Origin of the sequence: Zooshikella sp. RANM57 (genome assembly GCF_050749885.1) — a bacterium.
Lineage (GTDB): Bacteria > Pseudomonadota > Gammaproteobacteria > Pseudomonadales > Zooshikellaceae > Zooshikella.
The window spans coordinates 1,065,119-1,085,001 of record NZ_JBOIUB010000001.1 but is presented as its reverse complement, the minus strand read 5'-3'; the positions used below and the strand labels follow the sequence as shown (position 1 = coordinate 1,085,001).

The following is a 19,883-nucleotide window of genomic DNA, read 5'->3' as shown; positions in this document are numbered from 1 at the left end:
TTCAGACTTTTTGATCAGAGGGCCTAGGTAAACCAGCTTTTAAAGCATAAAAATACAGAAGGTGTATTTTGTTACACTCTATTCAACACACGCCTAATAATATCGTATGAAAAGCCTCGATATTGTAGAAAGCGAATATGTTTTACTTTTTCTTTATCATCTTTAGGCACGGATGAAAACTTTCTTTGCCATGCCAGTAGTGCAACCTCTTCCCAGTCTGGCTCATACTCTTCCAATGCTTGCTCTACCATTTCGACGGTAAACCCACGAGCACGCATGTCCTGACGGATACGCATAGGCCCATGCCCTCTATCTATTCGTTGTCTAACAAACGATGCAGCAACTCGATGGTCATCTAACCAGCCTTTTTCAAGTAATTGCTCAATTACTTGTTGGATAAGACTATCATCTGTTGTCTTTTGTCGAAGTCGGGAAGTTAGTTCGGCAGTAGAAAAATCGCGACGAGCCAACAGTGTTAGTGCTGACTGTCGCAGAACGGCGAGAGAAATGGTCATACAATACGGGTGTAAACTGTTTGTTTTAAAACGTTCGGTATACCTGTATGTAGGTATACCTTTTATCTCTGATACCAAATAAAAGTACTACTCAGCGGTTGTCGCTTTTGATTTTCCTTTCTTTTCTTTAGTCACAGGTTCAGCAGCCTCTTGAGGTGCATCCTCACTAGCAAGCGTGCCGTGCTTCTGACGTATTTTTTTCTCAATTTCCCAAGCAATCTCAGGATTGTCTTCTAAATACTGTGCTGCATTCGCTTTGCCCTGGCCAATTTTATTTCCATTATAGGAGTACCAGGCACCAGCCTTATCAACAAGGCCATCTTTAACACCAAGATCTATAACCTCACCCATATGATAAATACCTTTACCATAAAGGATCTGAAACTCAGCCTGACGGAAAGGAGGTGAAACCTTATTTTTAACGACTTTTACGCGGGTTTCATTGCCAATGACTTCTTCACCTTGCTTGACAGACCCTGTACGACGGATATCCAAACGCACAGAAGCATAAAACTTGAGCGCATTGCCTCCTGTTGTCGTTTCAGGGTTACCAAACATGACACCTATTTTCATTCTGATTTGGTTAATGAAGATAACAAGACAGTTCGCCTGTTTGATATTACCCGTAATTTTTCTCAGGGCTTGCGACATAAGGCGGGCTTGAAGGCCGACATGAGTATCGCCCATTTCGCCTTCAATTTCAGCCTTAGGCGTTAACGCGGCAACAGAGTCAACAATAATGACATCAACCGCACCCGAACGAACCAACATGTCCGTGATTTCAAGCGCTTGCTCTCCAGTATCAGGCTGAGATACATAAAGGTTATCAACGCTTACCCCTAGCTTACGTGCATATTCAGGGTCAAGCGCATGCTCAGCGTCGACAAAGGCACACGTAGCCCCTTGTTTTTGCGCTTCAGCAATGACTTGCAATGTGAGTGTTGTTTTACCTGAAGACTCTGGTCCATAAATTTCAACGATACGTCCTTTTGGTAAACCACCAATACCCAGAGCAATATCTAAACCTAATGAGCCTGTTGAAATGGCTGGAATAGCTTCTTGTTCATGATCCCCCATCCGCATGATGGCACCTTTCCCAAACTGTCGTTCAATTTGGGAAACTGCAGCGGCTAAGGCTTTTTTCTTGTTGTCATCCATCAAATCACACCTCGTGAAGCAAAAGGACGAAACAGGCGAGAAACACCAGTACTGTATATATATTCAGTATTATGTCATAGATTTCCCATTCCGCCTAGTATAAAACAGTATTTTTTTTAACTAGATCATCTCTCTACCACCAGGCACTTAACCTAAAGCTCAATTCTTATGAGTTGCAATCAGATGGAAGATTTTTAATGAGACAATAACCGTATAAAAACAATCCAGCATTTATTATATAACCCTATATGCACAACTAAAGATTCAACCGAACACTTTTGGTAAACGGTTATAACCTGGTAGTGTTGAACGCACCTTAAAGACTAATTCCTTAGCCGGTCCATTATGCCAGTAAGTGCCGCTAACACGGCTTGCTGACGTATCTGACGACGATCACCGTTAAACTCAAAGTGCCTGGTCAACGTCTGACGACCTGTTGCAGACCATGCAATCCAAACAGTACCTACTGGTTTGACATGGCTTCCACCTGTTGGCCCAGCAATGCCGCTAATAGCAATGGCAAGATCTGCTCGCGTATGCAGTAAAACACCTTCAGCCATTTGAATGACAACAGGCTCACTTACTGCGCCAAACTCCTCTAGCACAGCCAGCGAAACACCCAGCATGTGATGTTTGGCCTCATTAGAATAGGTCACAAAACCACCTTCAAACCAGGCAGAACTACCAGGCACGGCTGTCACTTCTTGGGCAACCCACCCACCGGTACAAGATTCTGCTGTTGCTAACTTCAGCTCACTTTGTTTTAGTGCTTGACCCACTGTTTCGGCAAGTACGTAAGCCTGATCTTCAAATGTATCCATAATTCACCACACGTTATTCAACACTTTCAATCGTACAACCTATAGCGTAATGTAACGCGATTTAACTGAAAAAATACGACGACTGCTCTATATCCCTGAGAGTTTATTCGATGTCTCCCAATCCAAAACAAGGACTTTTGTCATTATTATTAAAAGTCGGTTGTCAGTGACTCATAAACCCTTAAAATCCTCTCCCATTATCTGTTTTCCTATGTGAGCAAAGAGATCGTTTGTTATCGATGACTAAAGTAAAGCAACAACAAGCTCAACACACCCCCATGATGCAACAATACCTGAAGATAAAACAGCAGCACCGTGAGGAGCTTGTGTTTTATCGAATGGGGGATTTTTATGAGTTATTTTATGATGATGCCAAAAAAGCAGCCCACTTACTGGATATTACATTAACAGCGCGAGGCCAGTCTGCAGGTGAACCCATCCCAATGGCAGGTATCCCTTTTCACTCTGTTGATGGCTACTTAGCAAAACTCGTCAAATTGGGGGAATCTGTCGCAATCTGCGAACAAGTGGGTGATCCCGCTACCAGTAAAGGACCAGTAGAAAGAAAAGTAGTACGTATTTTAACGCCTGGAACCATTAGTGACGAAGCGCTATTAGAAGAACGACAAGACAATTTGCTGGCTGCGCTTCACTGCCATGAGTCAACCTATGGGTTAGCTACCTTAGATATTAGCAGTGGTCGCTTTCATGTGACTGAATTAACCGGATTTGAAGCAGCACAGGCAGAACTACAACGACTGTCGCCTGCTGAAATTCTAGTCAGTGAAGAAAAAGATTACGGGTCATTGTTACAACCATATAAGGGTGTTCGAAAACGCGCACCTTGGGATTTTGATTATGAGTCTGCCTATCAACAACTCACACATCAGTTTGGCACTCAAGATTTAGCAGGTTTTGGTTGTGAGCACTTATCCATAGCGATTGAAGCTGCAGGATCCCTTTTACAGTATGCAAAAGAAACCCAACGCACTGCCCTGCCGCACTTACGTGCTCTTCATGTCGATCGTCATGAAGAAAGTGTTATTCTTGACGCTGCTACTCGTCGTAATTTGGAAATCACTACCAATCTATCCGGCAGCCGAGATAACACCTTACTTTCAGTAATGGATCATACGTCTACAGCAATGGGTAGCCGACTCCTTAACCGCTGGTTAAACCGCCCACTGCGTGACCACCATACATTAGCACTGCGGCAACAAACCATTACGGCGTTACTGGAAAACTATCACTATGAAGGTATACACCAAACCCTAAAACAGATTGGTGATATTGAACGTATATTGGCACGTATAGCCCTTCGCTCCTCACGTCCACGCGACCTAGCCCGTCTACGGGATGCACTTGCCGTATTACCGGACTTACAAGACTTACTGCAAGCAATAAATGGTGGCTTAATTGAGACACTGGTTACTCAAATCAGCACTTACCCGACACTTGTCGACTTGCTACAACGTGCGATTATACCTAATCCTCCTGTAGTTATTCGTGATGGTGGTGTGATCGCCGAGGGCTATGATGATGAGCTTGATGAGCTACGCGCCATCAGTGAAAATGCTGGCGATTACCTCATCAAACTAGAAACGGAAGAGCGACAAAAAACGGGCATTAGCACACTAAAGGTGGGGTATAACCGCGTTCATGGCTATTTTATTGAAATCAGCCGTCAGCAAGCACAACAAGCACCAACCCATTATATTCGTAGACAAACCTTAAAAAATGCTGAACGTTTCATCACACCAGAACTAAAAACCTTCGAAGATAAAGCACTCAGTAGTAAAAGTCGTGCACTTGCAAGGGAAAAGCAGCTCTATGAACAGTTGATAGAAACACTGGCTACCGACCTAGCACCACTTCAAGAAACAGCATCTGCACTGGCTGCACTGGATGTGCTTAATAACTTAGCTGAACGTGCAGAAACACTGAATTTCTGTCAACCAACCTTTATAGATGCTCCTGGACTAAACATTGAAGAAGGTCGTCATCCGGTCGTTGAGCAGGTATTAGATGAGCCATTTGTGGCGAATAATGTCTCACTGTGCAGCGATCGTCGTATGTTGATTATTACTGGGCCAAACATGGGTGGTAAGTCAACGTATATGCGACAGACAGCACTCATTGCGCTTTTAGCACATATTGGTAGTTTTGTACCCGCCACTAAAACCCAGCTCAGTATTGTTGATCGTATTTTCACCCGTATTGGTTCATCTGATGACCTAGCAGGGGGACGATCAACCTTTATGGTAGAAATGACTGAGACTGCGAATATCCTTAATAATGCAACCCCCAACAGTTTAGTCCTTATGGATGAAATTGGTCGGGGTACCAGTACTTTTGATGGTTTGTCATTAGCTTGGGCGTGTGCCTCACACTTAGCACAACATGTACAAGCATTCACCCTGTTTGCGACTCACTATTTTGAGCTCACAGCCTTGCCTGATGCTCATCATAATGTAGTCAATGTTCACCTGAATGCGACCGAACACAATGAGCGTATTGTCTTTCTGCATACGGTTCATGAAGGTCCTGCGAATCAAAGTTATGGCTTACAGGTCGCGCAACTTGCAGGCGTACCCCATTCGGTTATCGGTTTAGCACGAGAAAAACTGCAACAGCTTGAAGCAGAATCACATTCTCATCAGCAGGCTACAGAAGACCATCAAACTATTGATGCCAATACATCACAACCGGTCACATCTAAATCAACTTCCAAACGTAAAAAAGCGGAACCAATTCAGTCTGACCTTTTTGCAAGTGCACCTCACCCCGTTATTGCCAAATTGGAAAAGCTTAATATTGATAATATGACACCACGCCAAGCGCTGGATATGTTGTATCAAATTAAGGAACAGCTATAGTTACAGCAAATAGCCACGTATTATACCCTTCATTCGGGGTATAATACGTACTCTACCATGTGATCTTTTGTTAGACGCCTATGCAAACTATACAAAAGGTACAACGTTATAAGTATAGTTTTATTCGCTTTTAAGCATACTTAATTCATTTAGCTATAAATTTAGTGTAAATTCATCTAGAAAAAGCTGCTTATAAGCAACGATTATCTATAATGTCTTTTTAATAACTGATAAACTAACTTTCTGTTGGTTAGCCTGATTATTGATGGAGTAAAACACCCATGGCATTTGTAGTTGGCGAAAACTGCATCAAGTGCAAATACACGGATTGCGTTGAAGTCTGCCCAGTTGACTGTTTCTATGAAGGACCTAACTTTTTAGTCATTCATCCAGACGAGTGCATTGACTGCGCATTATGTGAACCTGAGTGTCCAGCAAATGCTATCTTTGCTGAGGATGAGCTACCAGACGACCAAGAGCACTTTAAAGAGTTGAATGCAGAATTAGCAGAAGTATGGGATAACATAACAGAGAAAAAAGATGCACCTTCTGATGCCGATGACTGGAATGGCGTTGAAGGAAAACTTTCTTATTTAGAGCGTTAAATATTTATACTCATCACTATGAGTATATCAATAGCAATATATTTTTAATTAATTTATTTTAGCATATATTTATTAAATATTTTTTCATATTTAACGCCCAATAAAAAACCGAGTAATACTACTCGGTTTTTTATTGGAAAATAATAAGGCTAACCATTAACTAAATAATGCGTCACTTGATAAACCCTGTTTTTCCAAAATGACTCTTAAACGTTTTAGCGCTTCAACTTGTATTTGACGCACACGTTCACGGGTCAGTCCAATTTCACGTCCCACTTCTTCTAAAGTGCTTGTTTCATAACCTCTTAAGCCAAATCGACGGGCAATGACTTCCCTTTGCTTTTCGGATAATTCACCTAGCCATTTATCAATACTGCTATTTAAGTCTGTCTCCTGTAATACCTGTGCTGGATCAGCATCATTTTCATCCGAAATTGTATCTAGTATTGATTTATCAGAGTCAGGCCCTAAAGGTGTATCTACAGAAGACACACGCTCATTTAAACCTAACATTCGTTTAACATCATCAACAGGCTTGTCTAGTAAATCAGCAATTTCTTCTGGTGAGGGTTCATGATCGAGCTTTTGCGTTAATTCACGTGCAGCACGCAAATAAACATTCAATTCTTTTACCACATGAATCGGTAACCGTATCGTCCTGGTTTGATTCATGATAGCCCGTTCTATCGTTTGTCGAATCCACCATGTAGCATAAGTCGAAAAACGAAATCCTCGTTCAGGGTCAAACTTTTCAACGGCACGTATGAGTCCTAAATTACCTTCTTCAATAAGGTCTAATAGCGTTAATCCCCGATTAACATAACGTCGTGAAATTTTAACAACCAAGCGTAAATTACTCTCAATCATTCTACGCCGACCCGCCTCATCGCCTTTAAGTGCTAGTCGAGCATAGTGTACTTCTTCTTCTGGCGTTAATAATGGAGAGTAACCTATTTCATTCAAATAAAGTTGAGTTGCGTCCAGACTTTTATAAAACCCCTCCTCATCTTCGTTCTTTTTATTAGCAGCCGAAGCTGACCGATTATGACTGGAACTGGATTTACTATCATCTGCCTCAAATGACTCGTTATCATCAGATTCTTCAAATTCGTCAGGAACTTGAATCATATCATGCTCGTATTCGGAAAATTCAGTGTTTTCCCTTTTTAGCGCCATAGTCATAAATCCTGCGTCTGGTTAGGTTGATATAATTATTGTTGTCTATCCATGACACACTGATTAATTCGCAGTACATGGGTTAAGTAGTTATTATTTCGGCAAATACTTCAGTGGGTTTACAGGTTTGCCTTTATTTTTATGGCGAATCTCAAAATGAAGAACCGCTTTAGCACTACCATTACTACCCAGTTCTGCGATTTTTTGTCCCATTTTAACCCGGTCGCCTTCCTTGACTGCTAATGATTGTATATGTCCGTAGGTGCTTAAATATTTACTGTTATGTTCAATTATTATTAATTTTCCATACCCCAGCGGACTACTTCCCGCATAAATAACTTTTCCTTCGGCCGCTGAGCTAACAGGCTGACCTAATTTTGCCTCAATATCAATACCCTTGTTAACCTTACCTTTTGTAGTAAATTGTGAAACAACTTTTCCACTCACAGGCCACTGCCACCCAAGATTAGCAACTGATGACACTTTTTTGGGATTTACTTTTCGAGTTGTTTTTTTGACATTTATACTCTTTGATTTGTTTGCAACAGTCGTTTGTTTTATAACTTTAGGTTCTTTTTTCTTGGCAACAGATTTTATTTTTGAATGCTCAAAAACAATACGCTGCTGAGGATAAATCGTGTAGGGTGGCTGAATATTGTTGGCGTTTGCTAACGCTTTATAGTCCCAACCATAATGAGCTGCAATAGAATAAAGCGTTTCACCCGGTTTCACCGTATGAAATCCTGAAGTTACTTTTGGCCTTTGATTACGGTCTGTAACAGGTGCATAGGAACCACCTGAAATACACCCTTGCAACAAAACAAAACACATCACAATAAAAGTGTGATAACAAAAAACGGCAAATTTTTGACTGTATAACGTCACTATTTTCACCTGAGATGGCTCGGTAAAACGAAAATGTTACAGTAATTATTATTCCATAACAAAATAAACAAAATTAACCCTACGATAAAAAAATCTAAAAAACTCATTTTTTTGAACTTCATCAACAAAAAATAGAACAAATATTCCATTCTTTATCATACTAAAACTAATCGCCGGTCACTCCAGACTAGTCATGAACCGGTCTTCTTAAACGATCTAAACTTATAACTAAAACAATAGCGGTAATCATTAAAATTATTGCCAACACAAGTGAGCTTGACTCACCGGTAATCATTTCATAATCAAAAGGTGAAACATTTTTTTGTAAAAAAGGTACCTCATGACCTTCACTATTTAGACGCATACTTTCGGTGACTTTCCAGGGCCAAACTTTATTAAGGGATCCCATCATTAATCCAGTTAAAAATGCAAATGTTATATCCCTTACATTTTTTAATAACCATGCTAAAACATTAGAAAATAATAATAACCCTGTCACACAACCTAAACCAATTGTCGCTATGGTGAGAATATTAAATGACTTTATCGCATCAATAACAGGAGCATATAAGCCTAGCAACAGTAAAATAAAACTCCCCGACACACCGGGTAATATCATTGCGCATACAGCGATAGCGCCACCTAAAAATAGATGAAAATAGTCTGCAGACATCGTAATAGGCGTAGCGACGGTAATCCAAAACGCAAACACAGTTCCAGAAATAGCACTCATTAAACTGGAAAATTGCCAACGTTCAATTTGCCGAATAATAAAAAATGCAGAGACAATGATAAGTCCAAAAAAGAACGACCAGAGATGTACAGGATAATTTAATAATAAATAACTAATGACTTGAGAAAGCGAGAAAATACTTACTAAAATGCCCATAAACAAAGTGACAATAAATGGGCCATTAATATATTCCCAAGCCGCCTTCCAACCATCACTAAATAAAAGGCGAAGCGCTTGGTGATTGACACGGCGAACAGACTCGATCAGTTGATCATAAATTCCAGTGATAAAAGCTATCGTTCCTCCTGAAACACCTGGCACAATATCAGCCGCCCCCATGGCCATACCTTTTAAAAATAACAACAGCATAATAAAAGAACCTTTAATAAAATAACTGTTTATCTCTTGTTTGAAAAAAGGCTAGCCCTATTGATTCGTTAGTTACACCCTTACTGCCATTTTGTTAGAAGGGTATAATCATACGGCACCAGGTAATAATGGGACAAACCTAACAGGCGCAAGCATACGCTGGGTAATTCCCGTTGAAGTCTTAGTCAACAATACTAACTGTTGTTCATAACTCTGCCCAATCGGTATCACCATACGCCCTCCTTCTGCGAGTTGGTCTATTAGTTTTTCTGGCACATCTTCTGGTGCAGCCGTAACAATAATGCCATCATAAGGTGCATAACCTGGCCATCCTTCAAATCCATCCCCGTAGCGAAAACGTACATTCCTAACATTTAATTGTCGAAGTTTCTGCTCTGCTTTTCTCTGCAATGATTTTATTCTTTCAACCGAAAATACTTGAGAGCAAAGTTGGGATAAAATTATGGTCTGGTAACCAGAGCCTGTACCAATTTCCAATACCTTTCCTAATGGCCCAGATTGACGCAAAGCCTCCGTCATTCTGGCAACAATATAAGGCTGTGAAAGGGTTTGACTAAACCCGATGGGTAAAGCAGTATCTTCATAAGCGCGATGCGAAAGTGCTTCATCAACAAACAAGTGTCGAGGAACATCACGCATAACCTCCAGCACGCGCTCATCCTTAATTCCCTCTTGCTGTAAACGCCGAATAAGACGTTCTCGAGTACGTTGGGAAGTCATGCCAATCCCGGCAACATCCAACTTTTTCACAAAATTTCCTCCAACCAACTCCCTACATGTGAAAACACTTGGTAATGTGTTTTATCAATTTGTAATGGGGTCACTGAAACATAACCAGCTTTGACTGCATGGAAGTCCGTCCCTTCTCCTGCGTCCTCCCCCTTTCCTACTACTGAAATCCAGTATCCCTCTTTGCCTCTAGGGTCAGTTTGTTTAACTGGTTTTGCCGCTCTCGCTCTATGGCCAAGTCTTGTTAACTGGATACCTTTAATTTCAGACCAGGGACAGTCAGGTACATTGACATTAAGAATACTACGAGGCGGCAATATCAACGCTTCAATATTAGACACTAATTGTTGTACAACATGAGCGGCGGTTTTTAAATTAGCGGCAGAACGACTACATAATGAGACAGCAATAGCAGGCGTTGCTAAAAATCGCCCCTCTAAAGCAGCCGCCACAGTACCTGAGTACAATACATCATCACCGAGATTAGCGCCCAAGTTAATGCCACTGACCACCATATCAGGCTCCTGGGGCAATAAGCCGTTAATCCCCAAGTGAACACAGTCAGTAGGCGTCCCATTCAAGCTAATAAAACCATTTGCTAAGCGAGTGGGACGTAACGGTTTATCTAAAGTCAATGCACTACTCGCACCACTACGATCCTGATCTGGTGCCACCACATCACACTGGCCAATTTGCGATACTGTTTCATAAAGTGCCATCAAGCCAGGTGCAAAAACCCCATCATCATTAGCTAATAAAAACTTCATGCTGTTTGAGAGTCCCCCCACTCCACCAATTCACGAATGACTGTGGTTGCATATAACCCTTTTGCTAAGAAAAAGTTAATTTCTAAGCAGTTTTCACTTAACCACTGCCAAACCAACTGCTTAGGTACCAAAGCCAAACTTCGCCGTTGCTGCTTCAATCCCGCATGGACCAAGCCGTCCGCAAACAAAGACACAGATTCTGCAGTAGTCTTCTCCAGTTTTGCTACTTCATGAGCGGTTAGCAGCGCTCCTTCACCCCAAAGAGGGCCTGTGGCAAACAGCTCACCCGCTTCAAAACGCTGGAGAATCACTTCATCAATTGCATCAGCCTTAATAATGGTATTACCGTCATTAAACTGTAGTACATCACCTGGTAAGTATTGATTCCAGCTATGATCTGCAACTCTGCTCGCTAAAACATGATTAAACAGAACAGACCTCGCAGTTGACAGTATTATGCTCCGTTTGTTTGGTGACATGCGTGATAATGATTGTTTTGCAAAGCTTGCTTCCGCAGCTCGAACATTATCACCCGCAATACCAAAGCGTTGCTCACCAAAGTAATTGGGCACGCCTCGCGCCTGGATAATACCTAGTTTTTGTTCAACAATTTGCTTTTCAGGAAATTCACCATACAAGCGAATACGGAATTCATTACCAAGATGCGTTCCCCGTTTTAGTTTTCGGTGGTGCCGTACAACATGTTCAATCTCAACCCCAGGTACCTTAAATAAGTGCCAATCAACATCTTTTTTGATTGGAAAGGGTAAAGAAAACCACTGACGGGTAATTGCATGACGGTCTTTAAGACCACAATAACTGACTTGTCGTTTATTAATCCCTACAAAATTCGCTAACTGGTCTGCAACCCAAGCTGTATTTTGTCCCGTTTTTTTCACCTGCAAACAAAAGTGTTCACCCTGACCCGAAGGTTCAAAGCCCAACACTTCATTAACAATAAAGTCTTCTGGAGAAGCTTTAAAGCGAACCGTACAAAGTGGCCCACCATAGGCAAATGGTAGAGGCTTAAGGATAATTTGTTTCTCAGTCATATAGATTTCAACAATACAACAGCGTGTGCCGCAATACCTTCTTTACGCCCAGTAAAACCCAATTGCTCAGTGGTTGTTGCTTTTACATTAATACAATCAGGTGATACTCCCACATCAGCAGCAATGTTCATCTGCATTTGAGGGATATGGGCTGCCATTTTAGGTGCTTGCGCAATAATAGTAAGATCAGCATTACCGACTTGCCAACCCTTTGTTTTTAACTGTGATATTACATTAGTCAACAAGTGTCGACTGTTTGCATTAGCAAACTTCGGATCAGTATCCGGAAAATGACGACCAATATCTCCTAATCCGGCAGCACCCAATAATGCATCACATAACGCATGGAGTAGAACATCACCATCAGAATGAGCGACTAACCCCTGATGATAAGGAATCGTTACCCCACCTAATACAATCGCGTCCCCATCCCCAAAACGATGTACATCATAGCCATGACCTATTCGCATGCTATCCCCTGTTGCTGTAAGTAAAATGCTGCCAGTGCTAAATCAGCAGGCCGCGTAATCTTAATATTATCTTCTGCACCTTCGACCATCAGTGGTTGAAAACCTGCATGTTCGACGGCAGAGGCTTCATCTGTAATGCCTGTAATATTATTGACCAACGCCTGCTGTAAGCTGTCGAACAGCAATTGGAAACGAAACATTTGTGGTGTAAATGCTCGCCATAACAAATGCCGGTCTACCGTTTGCTCAATAACCCCCTGCTCACTGGTGCGTTTGATGGTATCGACCACAGGTACACCCAGCAAACCACCCACAGGGTGATCACTCAGCGTGGAAATAAGCTGTTGTAAGTCACTATGGCGAACACAAGGTCGAACCACATCATGCACCAGCACCCAATCATCCGCATTGGATTGAGCATTTAATGCAGTTAAACCTGCTAATACCGAATCTGCCCGCTCTTTTCCACCAACAACCTTGATAATTTTCGGGTCATCTAAAATAGAAAGCTGCTTGGCATAAGAGTCACCTGCAGCTAAAGCGACAATAATCTTGGTGAAATAAGGAAACGTCAGCAACCGCCGTAATGTATGTTCCAGAATTGTATATTGTCCAAGTTGCAAATATTGCTTAGGACATTTTTGTCCCATTCGTTTGCCAATACCGGCAGCAGGCACAATGACCCAATATTGAGCGCTATTTTGCATAGGTATAAAACGTGAAAGGAGTTTATGGACTGGTAATTTGATAAAAAACTTCGCCTCGTTTAATCATACCCAACTCAAAACGGGCATGCTCTTCAATGGTCTCCAAGCCATTTTGAAGCTCAACAACCTCCGCTTCTAAAATACGGTTACGGTGTTTAAGGCGCTGGTTTTCTAAACCTTGTTGACTAATGTATTGTTTAGTTTGCCACCATCGACTGACACTGCTATCACCCAGCCATAACTGGTATTGCAGTATGATGAATAGCACAATTAAAACATAGTTAAGCCGCTTCATGTTTCAATAGTTGATCTTTTGCTCAACGAAGCAAGACAGTTTACCTGATTTTTTCCTGATAAGGTTATCGCAGACACAGATTTTTACAATAAATCCAATTTTCCGAAAAACGTCAAGAAATTTACCGTATAAAAAAGGGAAACAAGTGTTTCCCTTTTTCCATAAAGCCTGTTGAGCCAATTGTTTATGCTTTAAACTCGGCACGGCCTTTGTAAGGAGCTTTAGCACCCAAAACTTCTTCAATACGAAGCAGTTGATTGTACTTAGCCACACGATCAGAACGGCATAGTGAACCGGTTTTGATCTGGCCAGCCGCAGTACCTACAGCCAAGTCTGCAATCGTAGCATCTTCAGTTTCACCACTACGGTGAGAAATCACAGCAGTGTAACCAGCATCTTTCGCCATTTTGATTGCATCTAAGGTTTCAGATAAAGAACCAATCTGGTTGAACTTGATTAGGATTGAGTTAGCAATGCTCTTATCAATACCTTCTTTCAAAATCTTGGTATTGGTTACAAATAAGTCGTCACCAACGAGTTGAACTTTATCACCAATTTTCTGAGTCAATACAGCCCAGCCATCCCAGTCACTTTCATCCATACCATCTTCAATAGAGATGATTGGGTATTTTTGTGAAAGCTCAGCAAGGTAATCAGCAAAACCTTCAGAGTCAAAGGCTTTACCTTCACCACTCAGGTCATATTTACCTTCTTTGTAGAACTCAGAAGAAGCACAGTCTAGTGCTAATGTCACGTCTTCACCCAGTTTGAAACCAGCTTTGCTGACAGCTTCAGCAATCACTTCTAATGCCGCTTCATTGGATGGCAGGTTAGGTGCAAAACCACCCTCATCACCTACAGCTGTGTTCAAACCACGCTCTTGCAATACTTTCTTCAAAGTGTGGAAGATTTCAGCACCATAACGTAATGCTTCAGCAAAAGAAGGCGCACTCACTGGTTGAATCATGAACTCTTGGATATCAACGTTATTATCCGCGTGCTCACCACCATTAAGGATATTCATCATAGGTACAGGCATAGAGTAAACACCTGCTGTACCATTGAGTTCAGCGATGTGCTGATACAAAGGAATTTTTTTGTCGATTGCTGCGGCTTTTGCGTTAGCTAAAGATACCGCCAGGATTGCATTAGCACCAAAGTTGGATTTGTTTTCAGTACCATCCAACTCAATCATGATTTTGTCGATTGCACGTTGGTCGGTTGCATCTTTACCAAGTAGTGCTGGACGAATCTTTTCATTGATTGCAGCAACGGCTTTTAAAACACCTTTGCCCAAGTAACGTGACTTATCACCATCACGCAATTCTAATGCTTCACGAGAACCTGTTGATGCACCAGAAGGCGCACATGCGCTACCTACAGCTCCAGATGCTAAGATAACATCGGCTTCTACAGTTGGATTACCACGAGAATCCAACACCTCACGCGCTTTGATATCAACTATTTCAGCCATACCTATTTAAACTCCAACGATTGAATTTACAGGTGAAAAACTTATTGGGTATTCAGCGGCTCAAAGCTTTTAACCAATTCATCTAAAGCCTTCATTTGTTTGAGGAAAGGCTCTAGCAGAGAAAGACGCAGTGCTGATGGCCCATCACATCTTGCGTGATTAGGATCAGGGTGCGTTTCTAAGAATAGACCCGCAATGCCTGTTGCGATACCAGCACGAGCCAACTCAACGACTTGTTCTCTACGCCCACCGGCTGAGTCACTTCGACCACCAGGCTGCTGCAATGAATGGGTTACATCAAATATCACAGGGTAGTTAAATTGCTTCATAATGCCAAAACCAAGCATATCTACCACTAGATTGTTATACCCAAAGCAAGAACCACGCTCGCATAAAATTAGTTTATCGTTCCCTACTTGCTCACATTTAGTAAGGATGTGTTTCATCTCATGTGGTGCCAAGAATTGTGCTTTTTTAATATTAATCGCGGCACCTGTCTCAGCCATGGCTACAACTAAGTCAGTTTGTCGAGAAAGAAATGCTGGCAGCTGAATGACATCAGCTACTTCAGCTGCCGGTTTAGCTTGTTCAGGCTCATGTACATCAGTGATAACGGGAACACCAAATGTACTTTTCACTTCTTGAAGAATTTTCAACCCTTCTTCAAGCCCTGGCCCTCGAAAAGAAGTGACTGAAGAACGGTTTGCTTTATCAAATGAAGCTTTAAAAACATATGGAATGCCAAGCTTTTCAGTAGCTCGAACAAAAATCTCAGCAACCTGAAGTGCCAAGTCACGAGACTCAATGACATTCATGCCACCAAACAGCACCATTGGGCACTGGTTACCCACTTGAACATTACCAACGGAGATTACTTTCTGTGTCATGGTGTAGATCCCCCCTTATTTATTCTTTACCAGCTTTTTTAGCCAGTGCTGCTTGAATGTAATCTGTAAATAACCCATGGCCATCACGTGGAGTCGATGTAAACTCTGGATGGAACTGACAAGCGACATACCAGGGATGATTAGGTACTTCAACAATTTCTACTAAAGATTTATCGGCAGACCTTCCAGAAATAACTAAGCCTGCTTGCTCTAGTTGAGGTAAATAATTGTTGTTTACTTCATAGCGGTGACGGTGACGCTCACGAATAACCGACTGTCCATAGGCTTGTTGAACTTTAGTACCTTCAGTCAACAGGCAGTCTTGTGCACCAAGCCGCATTGTTCCGCCCAGGTCAGATTCCTGTCCACGCTGTTCAACAGAACCGTCACGATTTAACCACTCGGTAATCAGGCCAATAACAGGATGCTTACAGTTTGGTTCAAATTCAGTAGAGTAAGCGCCTTCAATACCCGCTACATGACGTGCATATTCAATAACAACAACCTGCATCCCCAAACAAATACCTAAAAAAGGTACATTGTTTTCACGAGCATAACGAGCAGCCATAATTTTGCCTTCAACACCCCTCTGGCCAAAACCTCCAGGGATTAAAACAGCATCCATTTGCCCAAGCACATCAATACCATCTCGCTCAAGCTGCTCAGCATCAATAAACTTAAAATTAATTTTGGTACGCGTTTTTAAACCCGCGTGTTTTACCGCTTCGATCAGTGATTTATAAGCATCCAGTAAGTCCATGTACTTACCCACCATCGCTAAGTTAATTTCATGCAATGGGTTTTTCTCTGCGTCTATTACTGCAGACCACTCACTTAAATCAGCAGGGTTACACTGAAGGTTAAAACGCTCCACAATAATATTATCCAGTCCCTGTTTGTGTAACATACTGGGAATACGATAAATCGTGTCCGCATCTTCCAGGGAAATAACAGCGCGTTCTTCGACATTCGTAAAAAGTGCAATCTTACGGCGGGCAGAAGCATCAATATGGTGATCTGAACGGCAAACCAAAATATCTGGTTGGAGACCAATTGAGCGTAATTCTTTCACAGAGTGCTGAGTTGGTTTGGTTTTAGTCTCACCCGCTGTTGCAATATAAGGCACAAGCGTTAAGTGCATTAATAGTGCTCGGTTAGTGCCCAGCTCAACTTTTAACTGACGAATCGCTTCCAAAAAGGGTTGAGACTCTATATCACCAACAGTGCCACCGACCTCAACTAAGGCAACATCAACGTCACCCGCACCTTCAATTACTCTTCGCTTAATCTCATCAGTGATATGAGGAATTACCTGGACAGTTGCTCCCAGATAGTCACCACGACGCTCTTTTCGTAAAACATCTTGATAAATACGACCTGTGGTAAAGTTGTTACCCTGTTTCATCGTGGTACGAATGAAACGTTCATAGTGTCCTAAATCCAGATCTGTCTCCGCACCATCATCTGTGACAAAGACTTCACCATGCTGATAGGGACTCATAGTACCTGGATCAACATTGATATAAGGGTCCAGCTTCAACATGGTAACCTTCAGCCCTCGAGCTTCTAGAATAGCGGCTAACGAAGCAGCTGCTATGCCTTTACCAAGCGAAGAAACAACACCACCTGTGACGAATATATAGCGCGTCATGAAGAACCTGTAGAATTTTCAGAAAAGTTGCGGTTTATGACCAAGGAGTGGAAGGGAGACTGGTCACGTCAAGATGGGACTACAGGCTACCAGAAACTGCTAGTAAGCTCAATCAACTATCTCTTAACTTACGTACAAACCGATCAGGTTAGACACGGTTGCCAGTCAATATTCCAACCAGGCTCACTCGCCTGAGCCGCAAATTCAGCCGTTACCCAAAACCCTGCAGCAGCCACCAATTGTCCATTTTTATTCACAATTAATGGCACTCGATCTCGTAACCATGGCACAACATTAAATTCTTGCAACCATCTTTTTAATGTTTTTTTACCACTTCTTTCAGCAACTGCAAACTTTTTTTCTGTAGGCCATTGTTCACGATAAATAATATGTAACGACTGAGAAGCAGAGCCTACCTGAATTCTAGGCACATTGTTATTGATCGATGACAACATTAATAAGCCATTGCCTGATAAGTGATGCTGATTACTTGTAGTAATATTTAATACTTCGGCTTCTGGTAAGTCGTTCATCTGAGCAGGCAGTGCAAAAAGCCACTCTTTGTAACGCCTGACCATGACATTCCCCCAACAAATTTGTGGCGAAGCATCAGGTCGGGCATTAAGTTGCTGCGTGATTTGAGCTAAATGCACTGTTGAGGGTTTTGGCCAGTTTAACGCCTGTAGCCAGTAACGAATAACATTACTCTGACGAGCCTCTGAAAGTTGTAAAAAAGCAGGAAGGTAAATAGGGAAACCATCCATACCTGTAATGAATGGAGGCTCCTGCACAACGTGTTGCATATCTTGTATGGCTACATCATGTAAAATTTCTGTCACCGCCGTACAGTGTTGAACTGTCTTCGTTAAAGATGCAATTACATTTGGCCAGCGTTGTAACACAGCAGGAAGCACTTCATGACGCAAGTAATTGCGATCAAAATCAACTTGGTCATTTGACTCATCGTTGACCCAGACTAACTCATGTTGCTCAGCATACTGTGCGATAGCCTGGCGATTAACCTGTAATAATGGTCGAAATAGTGAGCCTAAACCTACATTTCTTGATGCTGGCATAGCCGCAAGTCCTTCAACGCCAGCTCCACGAAATAGCCGGTAAAGCAATGTCTCTGCTTGATCTTGCGCATGATGGGCTAAGAGTAAACATTCAGTCTCTTGCAACTCATTAGCAAAAACCTCATAACGTGCCGCTCTGGCTGCATCTTCAAGGCCTTGACCAGCACCTTCGACTTGAACACTAAAAACAGAAACAGGTACGCTCCATTGTTCTCCTAGTGACACACAGTGTGACGACCACTGTTCAGCATTCATACTCAAGCCATGGTTGATATGAATAGCTCGCAGACTTTTTAACTGCCCCCTTAGAAAGAGACATTTGCACAAATGCAACAGCACCACAGAATCAAGGCCACCACTTAAGCCGACACAAAAAGAAGATGCACCTGTTTTTTTTAATTGAGCAAGTAGCCAGTCTGCCGTGAGATTAAACGCTTTAGCCATGCTGTTTATTCACTAGGTCTAACAATGGGGGAAACGGGTAGGAAGCCATCTCTGTTTATGGACTGAGATGGCTTGAACAATTGGATGATCGCTTATCTGTTAACTAAGTAAGCCTAATGGCTTTGATCAGACACGTTACCATAACTCATTAATCGCTTATAACGATGCTCCAGTAAAGTATCAGTATCCATCCGCTGCAGAACATCTAACTCTTTAAGCAACACCTCTTGGATACTGGATGCCATTTGAGTCACATTACGGTGAGCACCACCTAACGGCTCTGGAATAAGACGATCCACAAGCCCTAAATCCAGTAGACGATCTGCAGTAATACCCATAGCTTCAGCCGCATCTTCAGCGCGCTCAGCTTTCTTCCACAGAATGGATGCACATCCCTCAGGTGAAATAACCGAGTAAGTAGAGTACTGCAACATCATCAAGTGATCACAGACACCGATTGCCAATGCACCACCAGATCCACCCTCACCAATAACCGTTGATATGATTGGTGTTTTTAAGCGAGACATGACCGCTAGATTGTAAGCAATGGCTTCACTTTGACCACGTTCTTCTGCACCAATACCAGGGTAAGCGCCTGGTGTATCAATAAACGTAATAATGGGCATTTTAAAGCGCTCAGCCAGTTCCATTAAACGACACGCTTTACGGTAACCTTCTGGTTTGGGCATACCAAAATTACGCTTTACTTTCTCCTTAACATCCCGGCCTTTTTGATGACCAATCACCATTACGGGCTTATTATCTAAGCGGGCAATACCCCCAACGATAGCCGCATCATCAGCATATTTGCGATCACCATGTAATTCATCAAAATCAGTAAAGATATGCTTTACATAATCCAGTGTGTAAGGGCGTAATGGATGCCTTGCTAATTGCGCGACCTGCCAAGATGACAAGTTATTAAAGATTTTTTTAGTTTCTTCCTTACTTTTTTGTAGCATCTGCTCAATTTGAACACTTACATTAAAGTCATTATCGGTACCTTCATCAGGCCCCAGTCGAATCTGACGCAGCTCTTCAATTTTTTCTTCAAACTCAGCAATTTTCTGCTCAAAATCTAAGTAATTTGGATTCATATCAAATGTCGTACCCCAACGTCTGGCCTACGTGGTGACTATAGCCAGCAATAACCACACAGATTAAGTTTTTTA

At 42.1% G+C, this 19,883-nt stretch carries 19 protein-coding genes; 2 read left to right on the top strand and 17 right to left on the bottom strand.

Annotation, left to right across the window (positions count from 1 at the left end):
* Nucleotides 1-71 precede the first annotated feature (71 nt).
* From ACQ96U_RS04215 to ACQ96U_RS04205, 3 genes are all read right to left on the bottom strand, one after another.
* Complete coding sequence (locus ACQ96U_RS04215) at nucleotides 72-515, bottom strand: regulatory protein RecX (RefSeq protein ID WP_431719982.1); 444 nt, start codon at nucleotides 513-515, stop codon at nucleotides 72-74.
* Nucleotides 516-602: 87 nt separating this feature from the next.
* A complete protein-coding gene (recA, locus tag ACQ96U_RS04210; protein WP_431719981.1) occupies nucleotides 603-1,673 on the bottom strand; it encodes a recombinase RecA in 1,071 nt (356 codons plus the stop codon).
* A 323-nt stretch (nucleotides 1,674-1,996) separates the two neighbouring features.
* Nucleotides 1,997-2,494 (bottom strand): CinA family protein, encoded by a 498-nt coding sequence (locus ACQ96U_RS04205; RefSeq protein WP_431719980.1) that lies wholly within the window; start codon nucleotides 2,492-2,494, stop codon nucleotides 1,997-1,999.
* Between the two features lie 239 nt (nucleotides 2,495-2,733).
* Between ACQ96U_RS04205 and mutS the strand changes: the two genes are divergently transcribed.
* Complete coding sequence (mutS, locus tag ACQ96U_RS04200) at nucleotides 2,734-5,370, top strand: DNA mismatch repair protein MutS (RefSeq protein WP_431719979.1); 2,637 nt, start codon at nucleotides 2,734-2,736, stop codon at nucleotides 5,368-5,370.
* A 281-nt stretch (nucleotides 5,371-5,651) separates the two neighbouring features.
* On the top strand, nucleotides 5,652-5,975 hold the full coding sequence (gene fdxA, locus ACQ96U_RS04195) for a ferredoxin FdxA (RefSeq protein ID WP_431719978.1): 324 nt from the start codon (nucleotides 5,652-5,654) through the stop codon (nucleotides 5,973-5,975).
* A 156-nt stretch (nucleotides 5,976-6,131) separates the two neighbouring features.
* Here the strand turns inward: fdxA and rpoS are convergent, their stop codons facing one another.
* From rpoS to ACQ96U_RS04125, 14 genes are all read right to left on the bottom strand, one after another.
* Complete coding sequence (rpoS, locus tag ACQ96U_RS04190; RefSeq protein ID WP_431719977.1) at nucleotides 6,132-7,151, bottom strand: RNA polymerase sigma factor RpoS; 1,020 nt, start codon at nucleotides 7,149-7,151, stop codon at nucleotides 6,132-6,134.
* Between the two features lie 93 nt (nucleotides 7,152-7,244).
* On the bottom strand, nucleotides 7,245-8,036 hold the full coding sequence (locus ACQ96U_RS04185) for a peptidoglycan DD-metalloendopeptidase family protein (protein WP_431719976.1): 792 nt from the start codon (nucleotides 8,034-8,036) through the stop codon (nucleotides 7,245-7,247).
* Between the two features lie 187 nt (nucleotides 8,037-8,223).
* Complete coding sequence (locus ACQ96U_RS04180; protein WP_431719975.1) at nucleotides 8,224-9,138, bottom strand: DUF368 domain-containing protein; 915 nt, start codon at nucleotides 9,136-9,138, stop codon at nucleotides 8,224-8,226.
* Between the two features lie 108 nt (nucleotides 9,139-9,246).
* Nucleotides 9,247-9,909: a protein-L-isoaspartate(D-aspartate) O-methyltransferase gene (locus ACQ96U_RS04175; RefSeq protein WP_431719974.1), complete on the bottom strand. Its 663-nt coding sequence runs from the start codon at nucleotides 9,907-9,909 to the stop codon at nucleotides 9,247-9,249.
* Nucleotides 9,906-10,655, bottom strand: coding sequence for a 5'/3'-nucleotidase SurE (gene surE / locus ACQ96U_RS04170; RefSeq protein WP_431719973.1), 750 nt, complete (start codon nucleotides 10,653-10,655; stop codon nucleotides 9,906-9,908). Before surE ends, ACQ96U_RS04175 begins: the two co-directional genes overlap by 4 nt.
* Nucleotides 10,652-11,707 carry a tRNA pseudouridine(13) synthase TruD gene (truD, locus tag ACQ96U_RS04165; RefSeq protein WP_431719972.1) on the bottom strand — a complete coding sequence of 352 codons (1,056 nt, stop codon included), beginning with the start codon at nucleotides 11,705-11,707 and terminating at the stop codon, nucleotides 10,652-10,654. The genes surE and truD overlap by 4 nt, the downstream gene beginning before the upstream one ends.
* On the bottom strand, nucleotides 11,704-12,177 hold the full coding sequence (ispF, locus tag ACQ96U_RS04160) for a 2-C-methyl-D-erythritol 2,4-cyclodiphosphate synthase (protein ID WP_431719971.1): 474 nt from the start codon (nucleotides 12,175-12,177) through the stop codon (nucleotides 11,704-11,706). The genes truD and ispF overlap by 4 nt, the downstream gene beginning before the upstream one ends.
* On the bottom strand, nucleotides 12,168-12,884 hold the full coding sequence (gene ispD / locus ACQ96U_RS04155; RefSeq protein WP_431719970.1) for a 2-C-methyl-D-erythritol 4-phosphate cytidylyltransferase: 717 nt from the start codon (nucleotides 12,882-12,884) through the stop codon (nucleotides 12,168-12,170). Before ispD ends, ispF begins: the two co-directional genes overlap by 10 nt.
* Nucleotides 12,885-12,906: 22 nt before the next feature.
* Entirely contained in the window at nucleotides 12,907-13,179 is a 273-nt protein-coding gene (ftsB, locus tag ACQ96U_RS04150) for a cell division protein FtsB (RefSeq protein ID WP_431719969.1), read from the bottom strand.
* A 184-nt stretch (nucleotides 13,180-13,363) separates the two neighbouring features.
* Nucleotides 13,364-14,653, bottom strand: coding sequence for a phosphopyruvate hydratase (gene eno / locus ACQ96U_RS04145; protein WP_431719968.1), 1,290 nt, complete (start codon nucleotides 14,651-14,653; stop codon nucleotides 13,364-13,366).
* A gap of 41 nt (nucleotides 14,654-14,694) precedes the next feature.
* Nucleotides 14,695-15,540, bottom strand: a complete 846-nt coding sequence (kdsA, locus tag ACQ96U_RS04140; protein WP_431719967.1) for a 3-deoxy-8-phosphooctulonate synthase — start codon at nucleotides 15,538-15,540, stop codon at nucleotides 14,695-14,697.
* 19 nt (nucleotides 15,541-15,559) lie between these two features.
* Entirely contained in the window at nucleotides 15,560-17,191 is a 1,632-nt protein-coding gene (locus tag ACQ96U_RS04135) for a CTP synthase (RefSeq protein WP_431719966.1), read from the bottom strand.
* A 143-nt stretch (nucleotides 17,192-17,334) separates the two neighbouring features.
* Nucleotides 17,335-18,711: a tRNA lysidine(34) synthetase TilS gene (tilS, locus tag ACQ96U_RS04130; protein ID WP_431719965.1), complete on the bottom strand. Its 1,377-nt coding sequence runs from the start codon at nucleotides 18,709-18,711 to the stop codon at nucleotides 17,335-17,337.
* Between the two features lie 113 nt (nucleotides 18,712-18,824).
* Nucleotides 18,825-19,808 carry an acetyl-CoA carboxylase carboxyltransferase subunit alpha gene (locus tag ACQ96U_RS04125; protein WP_431719964.1) on the bottom strand — a complete coding sequence of 328 codons (984 nt, stop codon included), beginning with the start codon at nucleotides 19,806-19,808 and terminating at the stop codon, nucleotides 18,825-18,827.
* Nucleotides 19,809-19,883: the final 75 nt, after the last annotated feature.